The organism is Petrimonas sulfuriphila, from assembly GCA_038561985.1.
Taxonomy (GTDB): domain Bacteria; phylum Bacteroidota; class Bacteroidia; order Bacteroidales; family Dysgonomonadaceae; genus Petrimonas; species Petrimonas sulfuriphila.
In genome coordinates, this window is record CP073276.1 from 83,138 (window position 1) to 105,820 (window position 22,683).

Genomic DNA, 22,683 nt, shown 5'->3' on the forward strand with positions numbered 1-22,683 from the left:
AGATATCCTGAAAGCTCATTCTTCTATTTTTTATTTATTTTTTTATTTTTAATTACTATGAATATACTAATTTAAATGGCTATGAATCAACTAAAAAGAATTTTCTATTGTTGTGTCACTATTTTGCTCCTGCAATCAGTGACTGTGTTTTCCATTTATGGAGCATCTGAATTAAGGTATGATGTTCAGCAAAATACCAAAGCCATTACTGGTCAGGTTGTGACAACAAGCGGAGAACCTCTTCCGGGAGTTTCTGTTGTTATCGCAGGTACAACCCAGGGGACCGTAACCGATGTGGATGGAAACTTTTCGTTAAGGGTTCCCAATGAAACTCAAACGTTGCAGTTTTCATTTATTGGAATGAAGACGCAAACGGTAAATATTTCAGGCAGAAATTCAGTTTCTGTCGTTTTGGAAGAAGAAACAATCGGTCTACAAGAAGTTGTTGCAGTGGGTTACGGCAGTATGCAGCGAAACCGTGTTTCTGCATCCATTGTTTCTATCGCACCTGAAAAAGTACAAGCTCAGGTTACCAGCGGAGTTGACCGTGCACTTGAAGGCCAAATTGCAGGATTGAGTGTACGACAAACTACTGGTGCTCCCGGAGGAGGCGCAGAAATGACTATTCGAGGTGCCGGATCCATTGGTGCGGGAAATCAGCCACTGATAGTAATAGATGGGTTCCCTATGCAGGGTGGCTATGGGAAGGAAGTTTCGCCCTTAGCTCTGTTGAATTCAGCGGATATTAAATCGATTGATGTGTTGAAAGGGGTATCTGCCACGTCAATTTATGGCTCACGCGGTTCAAACGGAGTCATACTCATTAATACCATGTCTGGTGAGCAAGGAAAAACGGAGTTGAATTTTAACAGCCAGTTTGGGTTTGATCAAATGCTCGAAAGTGAAAAACTTGATTTGATGAATGCCCAAGAGTTTGCCCAATGGAGAAAAGAGGATATCTACGATAAAGCAGCCTTTTACGGACGTACCGTTACGGATGCCGACGTACCGGAAGTGTACCGTAACCCTGCTGCTTTGGGCGAAGGAACCGATTGGTATGATGTAATGACACAAACGGCTCCTCAACAGGAATATAACCTTTCGGTTACTCACGGTTACAAAAATTTTAGGGGATTTTTCTCGATGGGCTACCTTAACCAACAAGGAATTATCCGCAAAACCGGCTACGAGAGAATTTCCATGAGAGCCAATATGTCATACGAACCCATCGAATACTTGACATTGGGTATGAACGTCAGCCCGACGATCCAAACCTGGGATCACCAGGTTGGAGGAGACAGAGGTTCAGTGTTTGGAAGTGCATTCATGTCATCTCCTCTTGATGGACCATATAAGGAAGACGGCCTCTGGGAAAGAGAAAACCCGCTCTATTACGACGGGGAATGGGACCTGGATATCTGGTCTCCGGGAACTTTCAGTAATCAAAATGCATTGCAAGCCCTTCATGCTATCAAGGACAAAACAAAACGTCTCAATTTGAGGTTTTCTCCTTTTGTCGTGATCAAACCTGTTAAGGAACTGACATTAAAATCTCAATATAACCTGGAATTGGACTATAACGGACGGGATTATTTCAAACCATCCACTGTGAGCGGTTTATACAACCCACCTCCACAAGCTGCCGACGGATATTACAGTATAGGACGAAGCTTTAACTGGCAATTCGAAAACACAGCCAACTACGACAAAATGTTTGGGGATCACCGAATAGATGCATTACTCGGTTTTACGATGGAACGTTACAACGGTTTTTCCAGCTATATCAATGGAGATCAATTTCCTAGTGATGACATTGAAACCATCAATGCTTCAGTAGTACAATGGGGAAACACTAGCGAATCGAACTGGTCTATGATATCCTACATGGCACGTCTGAATTATGACTACCAGGCTAAATATTTATTTACTGGAACTATTAGGCGTGATGGTAGTTCTCGCTTTGGATCTGATAGAAGATGGGGATACTTTCCTTCAGTTTCAGCAGGTTGGAACATCAGCAAAGAAGCATTCTTCCCACAAACAGACTGGCTGACCAACTTAAAGTTGAGAGCAAGCTATGGAGCCAGCGGTAACAACTCGATTGGTAATTACACGTGGATTCCCACAGTTGTCAATAGCAACTATACCTTTGGCGGTAAGGTAGCTAATGGTAAAAGGGTAAATGCCATTGAAAACACTATGTTGGGCTGGGAAAGATCCAATGAGTTTGACACTGGATTTGATTTAACCTTGCTTGGAGGTAGAATCAACTTCATCTTCGACTATTATGACAAGATTACTGAAGATATGTTGTGGGGAGTTGCTATACCCATCTCTTCGGGATTTAGCTCCGTACAAGACAACATTGGTAAAATTCAGAACCGAGGATTGGAATTTTCACTAAATACCATAAACATTACCAATGCTGAATTCACCTGGAGTTCAGATTTTAACATATCTTTCAATAAAAATGAAGTGTTGGATATGGGTGCTGTTGGCCGTATTTTAGCCGGACCAAGATCTTATTCTCTCACCATGGAAGGACAGCCTATGGCTATGTTTTACGGATATAAGAGCCTGGGAATAATCAACACATATGAAGAATTGGAAAAATATCCTCATTTTTCATCACAACTTCCCGGAACACCTCATTATGAAGACACCGACAAAAATGGTATATTGGATCAACGAGACAAGCAGATTATTGGCAATCCTTGGCCCAAATTCAGGGGAGGATTTAGCAACAATTTCACCTACAAAAACTGGGATCTGGGTATTGCCATGAGTTTTGCACATGATTTCGATATCTGGGCACAGCTTGAAGAAGACGTGATAAACCTTGATGGGGTTTTCAATGTACTCAGTGAAGTAAAAGACAGATGGAGATCACCGGAACAACCCGGGAATGGCCGGATTGCAGCATCATTTCACGAAACTGCATACGATAGGTGGGAAAACTCTGACTGGGTTCATAATGCCTCTTTTCTTAAAGTGCAGAACATTACCCTTGGATATAACCTAAAGAACATTAGTTTCATGAAATTATTGAGATTGTACTGCACGGCACAGAATCCATTTTTGTTCACAAACTATCGTTATGGAAATCCTGAGGCAAGTGTTTATGGGAACAATTCTTTACAAAGAAATTTCGATAACTATGATTATCCATTGACTCGCACCATTGTTTTCGGAGTAAATGTAACTTTTTAATATTAAAACATTATGAGAAAAATTTATACTAAAATACTGCCTATTGTGTTTCTGGCTTTGGGCCTTTTGGGATGCGAAGATTTTTTAAATGAGTATCCGGTTTCTGAGATTAGTACAAAATCATTTTTTAAGGATCAGGCTCAATTCGAACAGGCCGTTAATGGGGCATATTCAGGTCTCCGTGAGTTGGCAGGAGCTAATGATATAGGATTTAATGGCATTTTTTGGATTGCCGGCGAAATGCGTTCGGACAATACAACCTTTCAACACAATACGACTGACCAGTCTGGACACCGCTTCTGGCATGTGGATCAGTTCATTATGAACCCTAACAATGAGATTGTAAACCAACCGTGGAATACGTGTTACGTTGGAATCGGAAAATGCAATACGGTAATTAAGTACAGTGAAGGCATAGAGTTTGATAAAAAGGCTCAATTTTTAGCTGAAGTAAAGTTTCTAAGGGCTTTATATTATTATACCTTGGTTAGAGTGTTTGGCGATGTGCCCTTGATCACTGAACCGGCAACTTCCTATAATAGTGCTTTTGAAGGAAACAAGAGAGTTTCGAAAGATTTGGTTTTCCAAACCATTCTATCCGATTTGAATGATGCCAAACAAAATTTGCCTAAAAATTATTCTGCCTCAGAGTTTGGCAGAGCGACTGAAGGTGCTGCCAGGACATTGCTTGCCGATGTTCAAATGTGGTTAGGGAAATATAACGAAGCCAAGACAGAATTGGAAGCTGTAGTTGCTGGCAATCAATATGCTGTTCTGGATGATTATGCATCTGTGTTTGATCTCAACAATGAACAAAACAAAGAGATTGTTTTTTCTGTTCAATTCATTGTCGGAACCTTTGGTTTGGGATCGGCCAACATGTATACTTTTTTGCCCTGGAATTCCGGAACTAAATATATTTCCCACGGACAGGTACTTGCAAGAACCGGAATGAACATACCAACGGAAGACCTTATCAATTCTTTCGAAGAAGGTGACAAACGTAAGGACATGATTGATTTCGGTTTTATAGACAATGATTTTGGCACATATCAGGGCAATATTGTTCCCTTTACCAAGAAATTCTGGGATCCGGGACACGCCGTACAATATATAGCCGGGAATGACTTTCCACTGTACAGGTATCCACACGTTTTATTGATGTTGGCCGAATGCTACCTGCGTGAGGGTGGCGGTGATCCTGTTCCGTTGGTAAATCAGGTGAGAAGAAGAGCCGGATTGTCAAATCTTACTTCGGTGACTTTGGATGACATCATCCAAGAACGTAGGGTGGAATTCCATTGTGAGGCGGATAGATGGTGGGTTCTTGTCAGAACCGGTAAGGCACAAGAAGTAATGTTAGCTCATGGAACGCGTGAAAAAGCAAATCGTTCAGGATCAGGAGCAATTTCCAGTTCTGCTTTCAATAAAATTAATATTTTGTTCCCCATTCCTTCCTGGGTTTTGGAAAACGACCCGACAATGGAACAGAATCCGGAATACGAATAAAATTATTTATTACAAAAAGGGATGGATGTAACACCCATCCCTTTTTGTTCTTTTGATATCATTCGGCATAATTTTATATTCATAACAAACTGAGAATATGTCGTATTTTCTGAATCAATTCTTTACGAATTGAATTTTTTACTTAATAAAGAAACCTGTTATTCAATGAAATCTGTTATCTTCTCTTTTTTGTTAATCCTCGCATTGCCTTTAAGTATGAATGGCAATGATTTCAAAGGGATTAAAAGAATTACGGCCAATGAATCCCAAAACGAATCAAATTCGTGGATAAACTTTGTCAAACTGTTTGAACTGAGTGAAATACCAGAAAAATCATTGACTCAAATCGCCTGCGATTCCAAATACTGGTTGTGGATCAATGAGAAGCTGGTTGTTTTTGAAGGCCAGTTAAAACGTGGGCCAACACCCAACGACACCTATTACGATGAAGTAGATATAGCCTCTTACCTAAAACTGGGGAAAAACAAAATTGCCATTCTCGTCTGGTATTTCGGTAAGGACGGCTTTTCTCACAAGAGCAGCGGCCAGGCTGGTCTTGTTTTTAAAAATGATGTACTCCATATCAATAGCGACAATACCTGGCTAAGTCGTTTAAACAAAGCTTTTGAATATACATCACGAGACTACCCGAATTATCGCTTGTCTGAATCGAATGTCCGGTTCGATGCCCGAAAAGAGAGTTTCGACTGGATATTGCTGGAGGATAATCTTCGCGGTTTTGGCCGGGCCAAGGTCTTGGGAGATGCGGAATCATCCCCGTGGAATAAATTAGTCAAAAGGCCGATACCTTTATGGAAAAACAGTGGACTGAAAGAGTATAAAAACAAAATAAACTTTCCTTTTGTGAGCAAGGGAGACACCTTAATTCTAACATTACCCTACAACGCACAGATTACTCCCTATTTTAAAATCAGATCGGATGCCGGAAAAGTCATTGATATCCGGACCGACAACTACCGGATTGGTAACACACTGAGTGTTAGAGCCGAATACGTTACCTCCTCCGGACTGCAGGAATATGAATCGTTGGGCTGGATGAACGGCCATCAGGTACGGTACTATTTTCCGGAGGGAGTTGAAATAATGGATGTGAAATACAGAGAAACAGGATACGACACTGAATTTACGGGAAGCTTCACGTGCAATGACGCATTCTTTAACCGTCTTTGGGATAAGGCGCTCAGAACACTATACGTTACTATGCGCGACACCTACATGGATTGCCCGGATCGTGAAAGGGCACAGTGGTGGGGCGATTTGGTCAACGAAAGCGGTGAAGCTTTTTATGCCCTTTCACCTTCTGCAGCATCTTTAACCCAAAAAGGGATGTTGGAGTTAATAAACTGGCAGAGAAGTGATGGGACAATATATTCTCCTGTTCCCGGAATGTATACCAGTGAATTGCCTGGCCAGATGCTGGCCAGTATAGGATATTATGGATTCTGGAACTATTACATGAACACCGGAGATAAAGAGACCGTAGAAAAAGTATACAATGGTGTTAAAAAGTACCTGAGTGTATGGGAAACTGACGAGAAAGGAATTCTCGTACACCGTGAGGGGGATTGGTATTGGGGCGACTGGGGTACCAATATAGACAAACAAGGTATATTTAATGCGTTCTATTACCTGGCTCTCAAGGGATTTAAAAACATGTCCGAACTTCTTGGATACAATGGGGAGGTCAAAAAGACACAAGAAAAAATGGACGCATTTAAAAAAGCATTCAACGCTCAGTTGTGGAAAAATGGAGAATACAGATCGGAGACGTACACCGGGGAAACCGATGACAGGACACAGGCATTGGCCGTAGTTGCTGGACTTGCGGATGAAGCGAAATTTCCGGAAATACTCCAAAAACTTAAAACACAAAAATTTGCCAGCCCCTATCTGGAAAAATACGTACTGGAAGCTCTTTTCATCATGGGCTACGAAGAGTACGGACTTCAGAGAATGAAAGAGCGATATTCTGAAATGATTAATGATCCCGCCAGGACTACCCTATATGAGTTGTGGAATATTGGCAGTGGTAGCGTCAATCACGCCTGGAGTGGTGGAGGATTAACCATTTTGTCTCAATATGTTTGTGGCGTTTATCCCGTTGAAGCTGCCTGGAAAACTATTCGCATAAGACCACAAATGGGTAGTCTGACCTATGCCGCAACTGAAAATACAACGGTGAACGGCAAGTTTTCCGTAGAAATTAACAAATCAAACGGCAAGTATCGTATTCACACCCTCTTGCCGCAGGAAAGCAATGCCATAGTTATGATTCCCGTCTCGTATAAAAAAATAAACCTGAACAATCACTTAATCTGGAACGGTAAGGAAAAAAGAAACCAATGGTCAGAATATTTAGGTATTGACAACGGATACCATACGTTTAAGATTAAATCCGGAAATTGGAATTTTGTTGCAGAATAAATAGCTAACTAAACATTGGAATCATGCTTATATATAAAAACCTGAAAAAAATAGCCCTCACTGCAGTAATGGTTATTCCTTTCCTATATTGCACCGATAAGAAGAACGTCGATTCTTTTGAATTAAAAACCACACCTTCCGTTTATTGGATTGGAGATGGGCAAACGCCCTTGGCCCACGATTCACTTTTTTACGGTGATGATCCGGCGCCCATGTTTAGAAAGGAAATACAGGTAAAGGAAAAACTTAAATCCGCAACATTACTGATTACGGCAGCCGGTTACTACAAAGCGACCATTAACGGCCAAAGAGTGGGTATAAATTACCTTGATCCAGCGTGGACAGATACAAGAAAACGGATATATTACGCTGAATATGATATTTCCGATTTGCTCAATAATGGGAACAACTGCATAGGGGTAATATTGGGAAACGGATTCTATAACCCGCTGCCTTTAAAAATGTGGGGACGCCGGAACTTACGCGAAGTGTTGGATGTTGGCAGGCCGGCATTCATTGCCAAAATTGTTTTACTTTATGAAAACGGGGAAAAGGTAGAGATGGGTACCGACAAAAACTGGAAATTTTCTCCCAGTCCCATACTGAAGAACAACGTTTATCTGGGAGAAGTTTACAACGCCAAAAATGAAACCGAAGGTTGGGATTTACCCGGTTTTAATGACTCTAACTGGTCTGAAGCGATATTTTCAACCGGTCCGGAAGGTGAGCTCCAAAAATCTTTCTTTCCACATATTCAGATAACAGATTATGTTAAACCTATAAACATTTATTCTTCCGGGAAAGATACCTTTATTATTGATATGGGCGTAAACTTTACGGGTACGTACCGGATAAAGCTTTCCGGAAATCCTGGAGATTCGATTGTCTTCCGCTTTGGAGAAAGGGTTTACCCGGACGGAAGTTTAAACCCGTTAACCACTGTCTGCGGACAAATTAAAAAGAAAGGAATGGGGGGAGTTGGAGCGCCGGATATCGCCTGGCAAACAGACACCTATATACTGAAAGATGAAAATCCGGTTTGGTTTCAACCCGAGTTTACTTTTCATACATTTCGATACATGGAGGTTTCGGGTATATCCGCACAGCCGGCATTAAGCGACATCTCTGGACTGGCTTTAAGTACCGCTGTTCAGGCGGACAACAATTTTTACAGTTCATCCGATTTGCTCAACTCAATCCAGGACGCAACACAAAGAACGTTCAGGTCTAACCTGATGAGCGTTCAATCCGACTGTGCAGCCCGGGAAAAATTTGGTTATGGGGGAGATCTCAATGCAACGAGTGAGTCTTTTATCTACAATTTTGATATGAAATCGTTCTACAGAAAAACGGTCTATGATTGGGTTGATGCCATTAATGATTCTATCTTTGTTGATACTGCCCCATTTGTGGGAATTCAATATTGCGGATTAAGTTGGGAGTCTGCCTTTCTTACAACTCAATATTACCTGCTCCTTTATTACGACGACCAGGAATTGGTTAAAGAAATGTACGAGTTCAACAAAAAATGGATGGAAAAGGCACAACGTATTCATCCCCGGGGAGTAGTGGATTCCGGATTAGGGGACCACGAGTCCTTGTCACCCGTTCCTGTCGAACTAACCGGAACCAGCCATTATTTGATGTGTGCAGAGATCATGCAACATTTTGCTTCGATCATGAATGACAGAGCAAGCGAAAAAAAATACGAACAACTTGCCGCCTCCCTGAGAAAACAGTTGAAAGAACAGTTTTGGAGCAAGCCGGTAACAGAAAAAATAAACAAACAAACGCTGTTTGCAACGTTATTGTATCATAAAGTTATTCCTGAAGAGGAAACAAAGATGGCTGTCGATTCTCTGATTCAAGCCATAAAAGAGGCTCCGGCCAGCCACTTTACCACCGGTATTTTTGGGACCAAGTATATTCTGGAAGCTCTTTCGGAGTATGTATCACCCGAAAAAGTATTCGAGATCGTGAACAGCAAGGAATTCCCGGGATGGGGTTTCATGATTTCAAGGGGTGCAACCACTATTTGGGAAACATGGAAAGAGAGTGACGATACATTTTCTAATTGTCATCCCATGTTTGGAACTATAACTGAATGGTTTTACAGATGGCTGGGAGGAATTCGCCCAATCCTTCAACATCCGGGATTTGAAAAATTTATTATTTCTCCCTGTACGCCCGACGGGTTAAACGAGATCAGGGTAAACTACCGATCGCCTTACGGAACAATTGTCTCCAACTGGGTGAAGGACGAAGATAAAACCACCTACGAATTTGAAATTCCGCAACAATCAAGCGTACAGATCCAGCTTAAAAAAGATCTTTCTCAGAAGATTACCGTTACCGCTGTTTCTGACCCTTCATTAAATCCAAATGCCATTAAAGGGTTAAACGAAGGGAACTTTGAATTAAGTGCGGGGAAATATGTAGTTACCATTTACAACCATACGTTTTAAAAAAATATTAATAAAATGAGAAAAAAATACCTGTTGTTGGGTAGGTTCACGGTAGTGTTCTTAAGCCTGAATATGCTTTTTAATGTTTCTTGCCAATTGCCAGTTAAAAACTCAGTTAAGGACATGTTGGTGGAATATTTAAATGATCCACTGGGTGTTGATACTGAGAAACCGCGATTTTCCTGGAAGATTGCTTCTCAGGATAGGGATGTAAAACAAGTTGCTTATCAAATAATTGTGAGTGAACATAAGAAAGACATAAAAAAAAGAAAAGGCACGGTTTGGGATTCCGGAAAAATCACAGACGATGAAAGCGTAAATATTGATTACATGGGAATTCCGCTTGAAAGCAACAAGACCTATTATTGGACAGTAGGTGTCACGCTCGGTAACGATAAGGTGATGTGGGGTGAACAAAGTTCGTTTCATACAGGAGTATTAAACAACGCGTTATGGAAAGCAAGATGGATAACATCTCCTGATGAAATTACCGACGCTTCTCCTTTATTCCGGAAATCTTTCCCGGTGAAGAAAAAAATAAAGAATGCAGTGGCATACGTGACAGCAGCAGGATTCTATGAACTGTACCTTAATGGTAGCAAAGTAGGTGACCACGTTCTTGATCCTGGAATAACCGATTACAGAAAAACTGTTTTATACTCAACTTACGATGTTGCTTCGCTCTTGAAAAAAGGAGAGAACGTGGTGGGTGCTATGGTAGGAAACGGTGCATGGAATTTACGAAAGACTACGGGAAGATGGAGTTGGCACGGTTCAGCTCCTCTTGGCAAACCGGCCTTGTGGGTACAGTTAATGATCACCTATACCGATGGAAGTGAAGAGACAATTGTTACCGACAATACATGGAAAACAAAATCCGGCCCAATCACTTTCAATAATTTATACGGCGGAGAAGATTACGATGCGCGCAAAGAAATTCCGAACTGGAACACAACAAGAATGAATGACTCCGCTTGGGAGTTTGCGGTGTTAAGTGAAGAGCCAAAAGGTGTATTAAAATCACAAATGATGCCCGCGATCAAAGTAACGGAAACATTGAAGCCCATAAAGCAAATTAATCCTGAACCCGGAGTCTATCTCTTTGATTTAGGCCAAAACATAGCAGGGTGGTGGAAAATTGAAGTAAAGGGGAGCCCGGGCCAGACCGTCAGGGTTCGCGGCGCTGAGACACTCAATGATTCCCTCTTTTCTGAACCGCTTAAAGAAGGGGATAAACTGAGTACTGCTCAAAGGTATCACTCCGAAGTATGGACGGACTACATCATCAAAAGTGATAAACTGGAGATTTACGAACCCCGCTTTTTTTACACCGGTTTCCGCTATGTTGAAGTAACCACAACGAACAACCAAAACCTCAATCATGTGAAGGTAGAGGGAAGGGTAGTCAGGACAGATTTAACCCGAAACGGTACATTCTCTTCCTCCGATTCTTTATTGAACCAAATTCATGAGGCCGGACTGTGGTCACAGATGGGAAATACCCACGGTTACCCTACAGATTGCCCGCACCGGGAGAAAGGGGCATATAACGGTGACGGACAAATCATCGCAGAAACTTCCATACACGATTTTCAGATGGCACCTTTTTACACCAAATGGCTAAACGATATGAGGGATTCCCAGGAAGAAAACGGAAGAATCCCGAATACCTCCCCAACACTTGTCGGAGGAATGGGAGGTGGAGTTGCCTGGGGCAGTGCTTATGTTCTTATTCCTTGGTGGATGTATAATTATTATCAGGATAAACGCATACTTGAAGACCATTATCCTGCGATAAAAAAATACCTTACTTATCTTAAGGAACTGGGGAATAAAGACGAAGACCCTTCTGAACCTTACATCATTGACAACTTTATGGGTTACTGGTATTCTTTGGGAGAATGGTGTGCTCCGGGGAAACTAAACGGAAAAAGCGATTGTCCCAATCATGCAGTGGTAAATACTTTTTATTATTATTACAACAACCTTATCTTTTCTAAAATTGCCGAAGAACTCGGGCATACTCAGGACAGTGAGTACGCTAAAGCACTTTCCGACACTATCAAACAAAAGTTCAACGAAAAGTTTTTTGACCCAGGCACAGGCCTTTACGGTACAGAGGAGACCTACCAGACCTATCAGCTTTTAGCTCTGGTTGGAGATATGGTGCCGGAGGAATACAAGGAGAGTGTATTGCAAACCATCATTGACGATGTTGAAAAACGCGGTGATCATCTGAATACCGGAATAATCGGGACGAAATACCTTTGGCCGGTCCTCGTTGAAAATGGTCAGAATGAGCTTGCTTACAGCATTGCTTCACAAACCACTTATCCCAGTTTTGGGTACTGGATAAAAAACGGAGCCACCACTCTTTTAGAACAATGGGAAGGGGATAACTCCCACAACCATCAGATGTTCGGTACAATTACGGAATATTTCTACAAATTTCTTGCCGGAATACAGTCACCTATGGAAGGGCGGACTAGCACAGGATACAAACAGATTTATATTGAACCTCATGTACCACAAAGTCTGAATGCTGTCAGTGCATCCATAGAAACCGTTAACGGATATGTTGCTTCTTCGTGGAAAAAAGAAAACAATGCCTTTTTTCATACCGTTTCTATTCCGGCAAACACTTCAGCGATTATTGCCATACCCGTGGGTATTAAAGATATGGATCTTTACGAAGACAATAAAAAAATATGGAGTAAAAACGAATCTTTAAGCCTTGCGGATGGAATAAAGAATGTTGCCTACAAAGGAGATAAATTAATCATCGATGCAGCATCAGGAGTCTACAACTTTAAAATTGAATATAAATAACATAATAAATTGACATGAGCAGATTTTTACCAGTATTTTCAATCTTTTTGATTTTTCTAATTAATTTTCAAAGCTATTCTCAAGTCACCGTTAAAAACCTAAAATGTGAGTATCTGGAGAATCCTGTCGGATTAGACGAAACTCATCCCCGTTTTACGTGGCAGATGGAATTGCATAAACCCGGAAACTACCAATCGGCATATGAGTTGGCGGTGGGAACAACAGAGACAGATGTTGCTTCAGGAAAAGGCGATGTATGGCAGTCGGGAGTTGTAGAAAGCTCTGTAATCCCTGTTGTCTACGGGGGAAAAGGGCTAAACCCGTTTACCCGGTATTTCTGGAGCGTGCGGGTGAAAGATGAACAGCAACAATGGTCGACCTGGTCCTCCCCTCATTTTTTTGAAACCGGAATGATGGGACAACTCAGGTGGAAAGGAAAATGGATTACCGACACATACGATTTCAACGTGAAACCAGCGGCTTATTTTCGCAGAGCTTTCAAAACGGATAAAACCATAAAGTCCGCACGCGTATATATAGCAGCAGCGGGACTTTACGAGCTTTCCATCAATGGGAAACGCATCGGAGACCATCGGCTTGACCCTACTTACACACGCTTCGACCGGCGAAACTTATACGTAACCTACGACATTACCGAAAATTTGCAACAAGGAAACAATGCGGTGGGTGTTTTGCTGGGTAACGGTTGGTACAACCATCAATCTACGGCCGTGTGGTATTTCGACAAAGCTCCATGGCGTGCACGCCCGAAATTTTGCATGGATCTGCACATAACGTATTCCGACGGAACAAAAGAAATCATCGCAACCGATGAAAGGTGGAAGACCTCACAAAGTCCTGTAATCTTTAACAGTATATACACGGCCGAACATTACGATGCCCGAAAAGAACAGCCCGGATGGGACACTCCGGATTTCGACGCGAAGGGCTGGAGAAACATTTACACCACAGGAGCACCTTCCAATAATATAGTGGCACAAGCATTGCACCCGATCCGCAATGTCAGGGAATACCGTCCGGTAAGCCTGAAGAAAATTGACGAATACACCTGGCTCTACAATTTCGGGCAAAACATGTCGGGCGTAACCCGAATGAAAGTAAACGGGCCTCAGGGTACAACAATCCGGCTGAAACACGTGGAACGACTTGACTCGGCCGGACGTGCGGACATGTCGAACATCGACGTGCATTACAGGCCTACGGACGATTCAGACCCTTTTCAAACGGATATCCTTATCCTGAGCGGTAAAAAAGAAGATGACTTTATGCCACGCTTTAATTACAAGGGATTTCAGTATGTTGAAGTGACCTCCGATAATCCGTTGGATTTGTCGGAAGAAAACCTGACTGCCTATTTTATGCACAGTGATGTACCGCCGGTAGGAAAAATAAATTCTTCCAACAACACCCTCAACAAGGCTTGGCAGGCATCCAATGCATCTTACTTATCCAACTTATTCGGTTATCCTACCGATTGCCCTCAACGGGAAAAAAACGGATGGACTGGCGATGCCCATATCGCCATCGAAGTAGGATTGTATAACTTTGACGGGATTACCGTGTACGAAAAGTGGTTGGCAGACCATCGCGACGAACAACAACCCAACGGTGTGCTTCCTGCCATTATACCGTCAAGCGGATGGGGTTACCAATGGGCAAACGGACCGGACTGGACAAGCACCATCGCCATCATCCCGTGGAACATCTACCTTTTTTACGGCGATACCCGGTTACTGGAATTGTGTTACGACAACATTAAACGGTATGTCGATTATATCGACGAACAATATCCTACGGGCATAACCGACTGGGGACTTGGCGACTGGGTACCCGTAAAATCGGTAACACCGAAAGAGTATACTTCAAGTACATATTTTTATATCGATGCGCTTATCCTTGCCAAAACAGCCAAGTTGTTTGGAAAAATGACAGATTTTGAGCGTTATTCCGCACTTGCTGAGAAAATAAAAGCGGCCATCAACAAGAAATACCTTAACTCCGAAACCGGAATTTACGGAAGCGGTTTGCAAACCGAATTAAGTGTGGCCCTACATTGGAATTTGGTCCCCGAAGAGCTAAGAAGCAAAGTAGCCTACAACCTGGCACGCCGTGTGGAACAAGACAACAAACACATCGACGTGGGGTTGTTGGGAACAAAAACCATCCTAAACGCGTTGAGCGAAAACGGATACGCACAACTGGCCTATGAAGTGGCATCACAAGAAACTTTCCCGTCGTGGGGCTGGTGGATAGTTAACGGAGCCACCACTTTTTATGAAAACTGGCCACTCGATGCAGGAAGCGATATCTCGCTGAATCACATTATGTTTGGGGAAGTAAATGCTTGGTATTACAAAGCATTGGGGGGAATTTTCCCAGATGAAAGCCAGCCCGGATTTAAAAATATTGTCCTTAAGCCCAACTTTGTTAAGGGGTTAACCCATTTTGAAGCCTCTCATGAAAGCCCTTACGGTAACGTAGTTTCCTCATGGCTGAGAAAAGGCAGAACGATAGAGTATAAAGTGACAGTTCCTGCAAACAGTACCGCAACATTGTATTTGAACGGAAAGAGCATTCGGGAGAATAATAAACCCCTCGAAAAAAATTCGTTGATTGAAATAAATAAATCGGATCAGGACATGCATATTTTAAGATTAAAAGCAGGTTCCTATTCGTTCTCTATAAAATGATCATCCATTAAATAAATTTCCAATATGAAAAAATTATACCTGTTACTTATCCTCATATTTGTATGCCTCTCCGGATGTACATTGACTCATGAAAAAAACAATCCTGAGAAATTTTACTTTAACGAGGTTGAAAAGAATTTTTCCAATCCGGGCAGTGAATTCAGGTCGAGCCCCCTTCTGGTGTTCAATGAAGTAATAACCAAACCCGAATTGGATAGAATGATAAGCGAATTGCACGAAGCAGGATTTGGCGGTTTTTTTGTCCACCCCCGTCCCGGATTGGTTACAGAATATCTTTCGGAAGAATGGTTTGACCTTTTCAAGTACGCTACAGACAAAGCTTCGGAACTGGGAATGGAGGCCTGGATTTATGATGAAAACTCTTATCCCAGCGGATTCGCCGGAGGTCACGTACCCGCACAAATGCCTGAGTCTTATAACCAGGGACAAGGATTTAAATTGACAAAATACACCCTCCTTCCGGATTCTCTTCCTGCAGATTATTTGTGTTTGATGAACTCAAACGGCAAGTATATAGATATTACTTCACAAACAACTGACTATCTGGGGAAAGAAGGAGATTACTACCTTTATGCCAAGACCTTTTACCGCAGTTCGCCCTGGTACGCCGGCTATTCCTATGTTGATTTATTGCTTCCCGGAGTAACGGAGAAATTCATCGACGTGACCATGGAAGGCTATAACAGGGTTTTGGGAAGTGAATATAACAAGACAGTAAGAGGAATCTTCACGGATGAACCCAATATTGTAACCTCCGGTGGTTTCAGGTGGACTCCCGATCTTTTTGAAGTTTTTAAAGCAAAGTGGGGATACGACCTGAAGGAGTATTTACCCCTGCTGAGTGAAGAAACCGGGGACTGGAAAAAAGTCCGCTACCACTATATGGAAACATTGCTACAACTATTTATTGACAGGTGGGCAAAACCGTGGTTTGAATATACGGAAGAAAAAAATCTGATTTGGACCGGACACTACTGGGAACACGGATGGCCCAACATGAACGACGGGCCTGACAATATGGCCATGTACGCTTGGCATCAGATGCCGGGGATTGACATGCTTTTCAATCAGTTTAATGAAGACTCACCACAAGCCCAGTTTGGGAATGTACGATCGGTAAAAGAAGTTCGAAGTGTTGCCAATCAAATGGGATATAAAAGGACCTTGAGCGAGACGTATGGCGGAGGCGGATGGGACGTGACCTTTAAGGACTTAAAACGTTTGGGAGACTGGGAATATGTATTGGGCATAAACTTCATGAACCAACACCTATCCCATCAAACCCTGACCGGAGCACGAAAATACGACTACCCGCCTGTTTTCACCTATCATTCTCCCTGGTGGAATAATTACAAGTATCTGAACGATTATTTCGGCAGGTTATCGTACGTATTGAGCGAAGGGGTCCAGAAGAACGATATTGTTATTATTGAACCTAACTCCACGTTGTGGAGCTATTACTCTCACAGTGGTGGCAATCCACAATATCCACAATTGATGGAAATTGGGAAAAATTTTCAATCTTTTGTTACAAAATTGGAAAAAAGTCAGGTAGAGTTTGACCTGGCCTCCGAAAACATCATCAAGGATAATGGAAAAGTTCAGAATGACAAGTTTTCCATCGGCAAGGCACACTACACAACCGTGATAATCCCCCCGCTGACCGAAAACCTCAGTAAGCCGACCGTTGAACTGTTAAAGCTCTTCGTAGCATCCGGCGGCAAACTGATCTGCTTTTCAAGACCCAGCAGGGTGGATGGCGAAGAAAATGATGAATTGACTAATCTGCTTAATCAAAACACAGTACAACATGTTACCGATCTCAACCCCGAAATCATTAACAGTTTATTGTCGGGACAAGGGTGTAAAATAACCCATGTCGGTGGCGACCTGTATCATTACCGGAAAAGTTATTCGGACGGTGAGATGTTGTTTATTGTCAACTCCTCCCTGAACGAAGTTTCAACCGGAAAAGTTTCTTTGAAGGGAGCCTCACTGATCGAGTTGGATGCACTTGAAGGCAACATGTATACATATCCTTCTGAAAAAGAAGAAAAAGGGCTGCTCTCTTTTGAGTTTAAACTTGAACCTTCCGGCAGCTTGCTCTTGTTTTCCTCAAAAAAAACAAATCAAAACTATCCGCTTAGGGAATCCGGTCAACAAACAAACCAGGTGAAAGCCGAAACGGAAACAAAGGTCTCGCGACTCAAAGACAATGTCTTTATTGTAGACTTCTGCGATCTCGTCATTAACAACAAATCCGAAAGCAACCTGCACGTTTCCAAAGCAACGGATATTGTTTTCAAAACAAACGGTTTTGAGAACGGCAATCCCTGGAATTCGTCGGTACAATACAAAAAGAATACGGTCGAGAGAGACACCTTCTCCGGCGGTGGATTTGAAGTTACCTATCGTTTTAAAGTTACTGGAAATCTGGACAAAGACATTAAGTTAGTGGTTGAAAGGCCCAACCTGTTTTCTGTCAGTGTCAACGGGAAAAAAGCTTCAGCAATACCCGGAGAATGGTGGTTGGATAAATCTTTCGGAGTATATTCCGTGGGTGAATTTTTAAAAACCGGAGAGAACAGTGTGGAGTTAAGCATCCCAACCATGAGTATCTTTGCTGAAATCGAACCCGTTTACCTGTTGGGAGACTTTACGGTTGTTCCCGAAAAAGTGGGCTGGAGCATTGATGCTGCCAAAAAAGAGTTGACCCTGGGAAGTTGGAAGGAGCAGGGCCAACCTTTTTACTCCTGGGATGTAAAATACAGCAAGACCTATTCCATTGACGATACAACAAGAAAGCACACCCTAAAACTCGGAAAATGGAACGGCACTGTTTGCGAAGTGTATGTCAACAACAAAAAGGCAGGAATCATTGGTTTTGATCCCTACACGCTGGATGTATCCCCCTGGCTGGAAAAAGGAAAAAATCAAATTGACGTATGTGTAATCGGCAGCTTAAGAAACCTTTTAGGCCCTCATTACAACAATCCCTCTCAGGGTTTAGCCGGACCTTTTAACTGGAGGAATATAAATGCTCCGATACCACCCGAAGCGTACAAAATGGTTGATTACGGGTTGTTTGAAGATTTCGAGCTGGTCTATTAATTCATTTAACTTTCGCATGTCGTAACTACTGTTACCGTTACACATGCGAAAGTTATATTATTTACATAAATTTAAAATTAAAATATGAGTAAAGTTGGTTTGTTTAGCGTTGGGTTGGATACCTATTGGGGACAATTTGGCGCCTTGCTTAATAACCTCACAGGTTACCACAATCAAATCAGAAACAAATTAGAGAGCTTTGGCGCTGAAGTCGTGGATGCCGGCATGGTCGACAATATTGACAAGGCACAGAATTCGGCAAAGTTACTGAACAACAGTGATGTTGATCTGATTTTCCTTTTTGTATCCACCTATGCTTTGTCCTCTACTGTCCTCCCGATTGCCAAACAATCAAAGGTTCCTTTTATATTACTTAACCTGCAACCGGTAGGAAGTTTGGATTATGAAAAATTCAATGCCTTGGACGACTACGCCGAAAAAACAGGAATATGGCTTGAACATTGTCAGGCGTGCGCCATACCGGAAATTGCCTGCGTGATGAATAAGGCTGAAACCCGATACCACACTGTTACGGGATACCTGAATGAAGGCAGTGTCTGGAATGAAATCAGGGGATGGATAGATGCAACAAATACTGTTAAAGCATTGCAAAACAACAGGATGGGTGTATTGGGGAATTATTACGGAGGGATGCTCGATGTGTATACCGATTTAACCGGACAAAGTGTAACTTTCGGCACTCATTTCGAGATGTTGGAAATGTGTGAGTTGAAGAAAATCCGCGATAATATTTCTCCCGGTGAAATAACGGAAAAAATAGCGGAATTTGAATCTGTTTTCGATATTGACCGGAAATGTGATCCGAAAGAAATTGAACGTGCGGCAAAAACCTCCGTAGCGCTGGATAAACTGGTGAAAACATATCAACTGGGCTCATTGGCATATTATTACGAAGGGCAGACGGGAAATGACTACGAGAATATCATTACCTCTGTGATTGCAGGAAACACATTGCTCACGGGCAGAAGTATTCCTGTTGCAGGAGAGTGTGAAGTAAAAAACGCACATGCTATGAAAATCATGAGCGAATTAGGCTCCGGAGGATCTTTTTCCGAATTCTATCTTATGGATTTTAAAGACAACGTGGCGTTTTTAGGACACGACGGCCCCGCTCACTTCAACATCGCCGAAGGTCGTGTCAAGCTGGTTCCTTTGCCTGTGTATCACGGGAAACCGGGCAATGGACTATCCATTCAGATGTCGGTAAAACAAGGGCCTGTTACTTTGCTTTCGGTAGTTGAAGGTAAAGATTCGGTCTTCTTGCTGGTCGCTGAAGGCGACTCCGTTGAAGGGCCCATCCTGGAAACAGGTAACACAAACAGCCGTTACAGCTTTCCGTGTAATATTCGTGATTTCGTAAACAGTTGGAGTAAATACGGGCCATCGCACCATTGTGCTATAGGGGTTGGACATATAGCGCACAAAATTGAAAAAGTGGCATTCTTGTTAAATATCCCCATGGTAAATGTTTGCCAGGAAATTTCTAAAAAATAAAAACACAATCTCATGAAAAAAGTCTTAATTCTGCTTATTGCTGCAATCAATTTCGGCTGTAGTCTGAATAATTCATCCGGCCGTGTAAGTTTCGGCAGGCTGGTATGCGAATATGAAGAATCTCCATTACTGGTTGAAGAACAAACTCCACGCTTCGGATGGCAGTTACATTCAACGGAAAATGGATTTGGACAAACGGCTTACGAGCTGGAGATATTAGACATTAAAGGCAACACCGTTTGGTTATCAGGAAAAATTCAGTCCGACGAAAGCCAGCATATCCCGTACACGGGAAAAGACCAGTTAGGTGCTGGAGAACAATATCAATGGCGGGTTCGCATCTGGGACAACAACGACAAAAGCACGTCCTGGAGTGAAAAATCATTTTTTCGTATCGCTCCCGATAAAAAGCAGCTTAATGCCCTTTGGATAGGTGCTATAAAGAGAGAGGACTCCAATCTTCCGGGTGGAAGAAACTACCACAATGTACCTGATTCCTCCGAAAAAGGACAGCTATGGAGAGAGACGGATCCTCTGTCAAGGAGAAGCATCTATTTACGTAAGTCTTTTAAAGCTCAAAAACGGATCGAGGATGCAATTATCTACATCAGCGGATTGGGGCACTACGAACTCTCATTAAACGGAAAGAAAATCGGTAACGACCAGTACAATCCGCTGTGGAGTGATTATGACAAAACCGTCTATTACAACGCATACGACCTCACAGAGGGAGTAAAAAAGGGAGATAATACCGTAGGTGTGCTCCTCGGAAACGGATTCTACAACGAGCAAGGCGGACGATACAAGAAAATGCAGGTAAGCTTCGGCCCTCCTACCCTGTTCCTAAAAATATCCATTACCTACACAGACGGCACAAAAGAAGAGATCATATCCGATGAAAACTGGAAATATTCTCCCAGCCCCATTGTCTTTAACAGTATGTATGGTGGAGAAGATTACGATGCGCGTCTTGAACAACCGGGATGGGACACGCCTGGCTTTGATGATTCACAATGGCTTCCTGTTGTTGTGGATAATGCTCCTAATGGGGAGTTAAAACCGCAAACTTCAACCCCTGTAAGGGAAATGGAATATTTCTCCATTAAAGAGAGTATGAAAACAGGTGAATCGTATGTGTTGGATATGGGACAAAACCTCTCCGGATATCCGGCCTTTACCGTAAAGGGAAAACGGGGTGACAAAATTCGTCTGACCGTTGCCGAACGGATAAACGACGACGGCAGTATAAATCAAACACAGTCTGGCGGGCCCTATTACTACGAATATACACTAAAAGGAGAAAGCGAAGAGACCTGGCAACCCCGTTTTTCCTATTACGGGTTCCGGTATATCCAAGTTGATGGAGCCAAGTTATCGGAATCAGAAGACAACAGGGATATTCCGGTCATAAAAGCGATAAAATCCTGTTTTGTTTATAACTCAGCCGAACCGGCAGGTAGTTTTCATTCTTCCAACGAGATCTTCAATAACGCGCACAACCTGATTGTGAATGCCATTAAAAGCAATATGCAAGCCGTATTTACCGATTGTCCGCACAGGGAAAAACTCGGATGGCTGGAAGAAGTGCACCTGAATGGACCCGGGTTATACTATAATTTCAACTTGGCCAGGTTTGCTCCTAAAATCATGCAGGACATTCGCGATGCACAGTTACCGAACGGTTTGGTAACAAGTATTGCTCCCGAATACGTAGTTTTCAACGGTGGATTTCGGGACTCCCCCGAATGGGGAAGTGCCAGCGTTATTTTCCCGTTTATGTACTACGAGTTTTACGGAGACAACTCGCTTATAGCTGAATATTACGATGTTATGAAAAGGTATGTCGACTACCTAACCACAACAGCAAAAGACCACATCGTTTCGCACGGGTTGGGCGATTGGTGCGATTACCGGGAGGATCAGCCTTATGGCGTATCACACAATACCCCCATCTCATTATCCGCAACAACTCATTACTTCATGGTGATTGATTATTTGGTGCAAGCGGCCGAGATGCTTAGTAAAAAAGAAGACATAACATTCTATTCCAATCTCCGGGAGGAGGTAAGAACCGCTTTTAACAAGGAGTTCTTCAACGAAGACACCAAACAGTACGGAACCGGAAGCCAGGCATCCAACGCCATGCCTTTGTTTGCAGGATTGGTTAACCCCCAAGACAAACAATCGGTCCTCGACAACCTGGTCAAGGATATCGAAGAAAAAGGATACAGACTCTCCACCGGTGATGTGGGGAACCGATACTTGTTTCAGGCACTGGCAAGAAACGGATTGAATGAAGTGATGTACAAGATGCATAACCACAACGAAGTTCCAGGTTACGGCTTCCAGCTTCAGTTTGGAGCCACCACACTTACGGAGCTTTGGGATCCGAGAAAAGGCGCTTCGTGGAATCATTTTATGATGGGACAGATAGAAGAGTGGTTCTATAGGTCGTTGGCAGGTATTGATGTAGAAGAAAACGCATACACCGGATTCAAGAACTTCAAAATCGCGCCGCAGGTCGTAGGTGACTTAACGTATGTAAACGCCTCTTACAACACCTTATACGGGACCATCAAGGTGGACTGGAAGGTGGATAACGGCCAGTTCGAAATGGATATCGAGGTTCCCATTAATTGCGAAGCAAAAGTATATCTGCCTCAGGAAACCAATTACACCGCCGTGAAAAGCGGAAAATACAGTTTCAAAAAGAGATTGCAGTAAACAACTCATGAAACGACTGTTTTTAGTGCCTTTTACCGGCTTTCCTTCGCAATTTTTCTTAGCTTTGCCCAGGGAAAGTCTGGTATAGGGACCTAAACGCTGGATTCATGGAATGAAAACAGAAAAATAGATAACTGAGATTT

The 22,683-nt window shown here is 42.6% G+C and carries 9 protein-coding genes; all 9 read left to right on the forward strand.

The genetic code is table 11. The annotated features are described in order from the left end of the window. Positions 1 to 81 precede the first annotated feature (81 nt). The 9 genes from KCV26_00310 (at position 82) to KCV26_00350 (ending at position 22,540) form a co-directional block, all read left to right on the forward strand. Positions 82 to 3,210, forward strand: coding sequence for a TonB-dependent receptor (locus KCV26_00310; protein WZX36869.1), 3,129 nt, complete (start codon positions 82 to 84; stop codon positions 3,208 to 3,210). Between the two features lie 12 nt (positions 3,211 to 3,222). Then, positions 3,223 to 4,719 carry a RagB/SusD family nutrient uptake outer membrane protein gene (locus KCV26_00315; protein WZX36870.1) on the forward strand — a complete coding sequence of 499 codons (1,497 nt, stop codon included), beginning with the start codon at positions 3,223 to 3,225 and terminating at the stop codon, positions 4,717 to 4,719. Between the two features lie 165 nt (positions 4,720 to 4,884). Continuing rightward, on the forward strand, positions 4,885 to 7,164 hold the full coding sequence (locus tag KCV26_00320; GenBank protein ID WZX36871.1) for a glycoside hydrolase: 2,280 nt from the start codon (positions 4,885 to 4,887) through the stop codon (positions 7,162 to 7,164). Between the two features lie 23 nt (positions 7,165 to 7,187). Continuing rightward, positions 7,188 to 9,629: a family 78 glycoside hydrolase catalytic domain gene (locus KCV26_00325; protein WZX36872.1), complete on the forward strand. Its 2,442-nt coding sequence runs from the start codon at positions 7,188 to 7,190 to the stop codon at positions 9,627 to 9,629. 15 nt (positions 9,630 to 9,644) lie between these two features. Continuing rightward, positions 9,645 to 12,458, forward strand: coding sequence for a family 78 glycoside hydrolase catalytic domain (locus KCV26_00330; GenBank protein WZX36873.1), 2,814 nt, complete (start codon positions 9,645 to 9,647; stop codon positions 12,456 to 12,458). A gap of 14 nt (positions 12,459 to 12,472) precedes the next feature. Then, positions 12,473 to 15,169: a glycoside hydrolase family 78 protein gene (locus KCV26_00335; GenBank protein ID WZX36874.1), complete on the forward strand. Its 2,697-nt coding sequence runs from the start codon at positions 12,473 to 12,475 to the stop codon at positions 15,167 to 15,169. A gap of 24 nt (positions 15,170 to 15,193) precedes the next feature. Continuing rightward, positions 15,194 to 18,301: a hypothetical protein gene (locus tag KCV26_00340; GenBank protein WZX36875.1), complete on the forward strand. Its 3,108-nt coding sequence runs from the start codon at positions 15,194 to 15,196 to the stop codon at positions 18,299 to 18,301. 84 nt (positions 18,302 to 18,385) lie between these two features. Next, a complete protein-coding gene (locus KCV26_00345) occupies positions 18,386 to 19,816 on the forward strand; it encodes an L-fucose/L-arabinose isomerase family protein (protein ID WZX36876.1) in 1,431 nt (476 codons plus the stop codon). Between the two features lie 12 nt (positions 19,817 to 19,828). After that, a complete protein-coding gene (locus KCV26_00350) occupies positions 19,829 to 22,540 on the forward strand; it encodes a glycoside hydrolase family 78 protein (protein WZX36877.1) in 2,712 nt (903 codons plus the stop codon). Positions 22,541 to 22,683 lie beyond the last annotated feature (143 nt).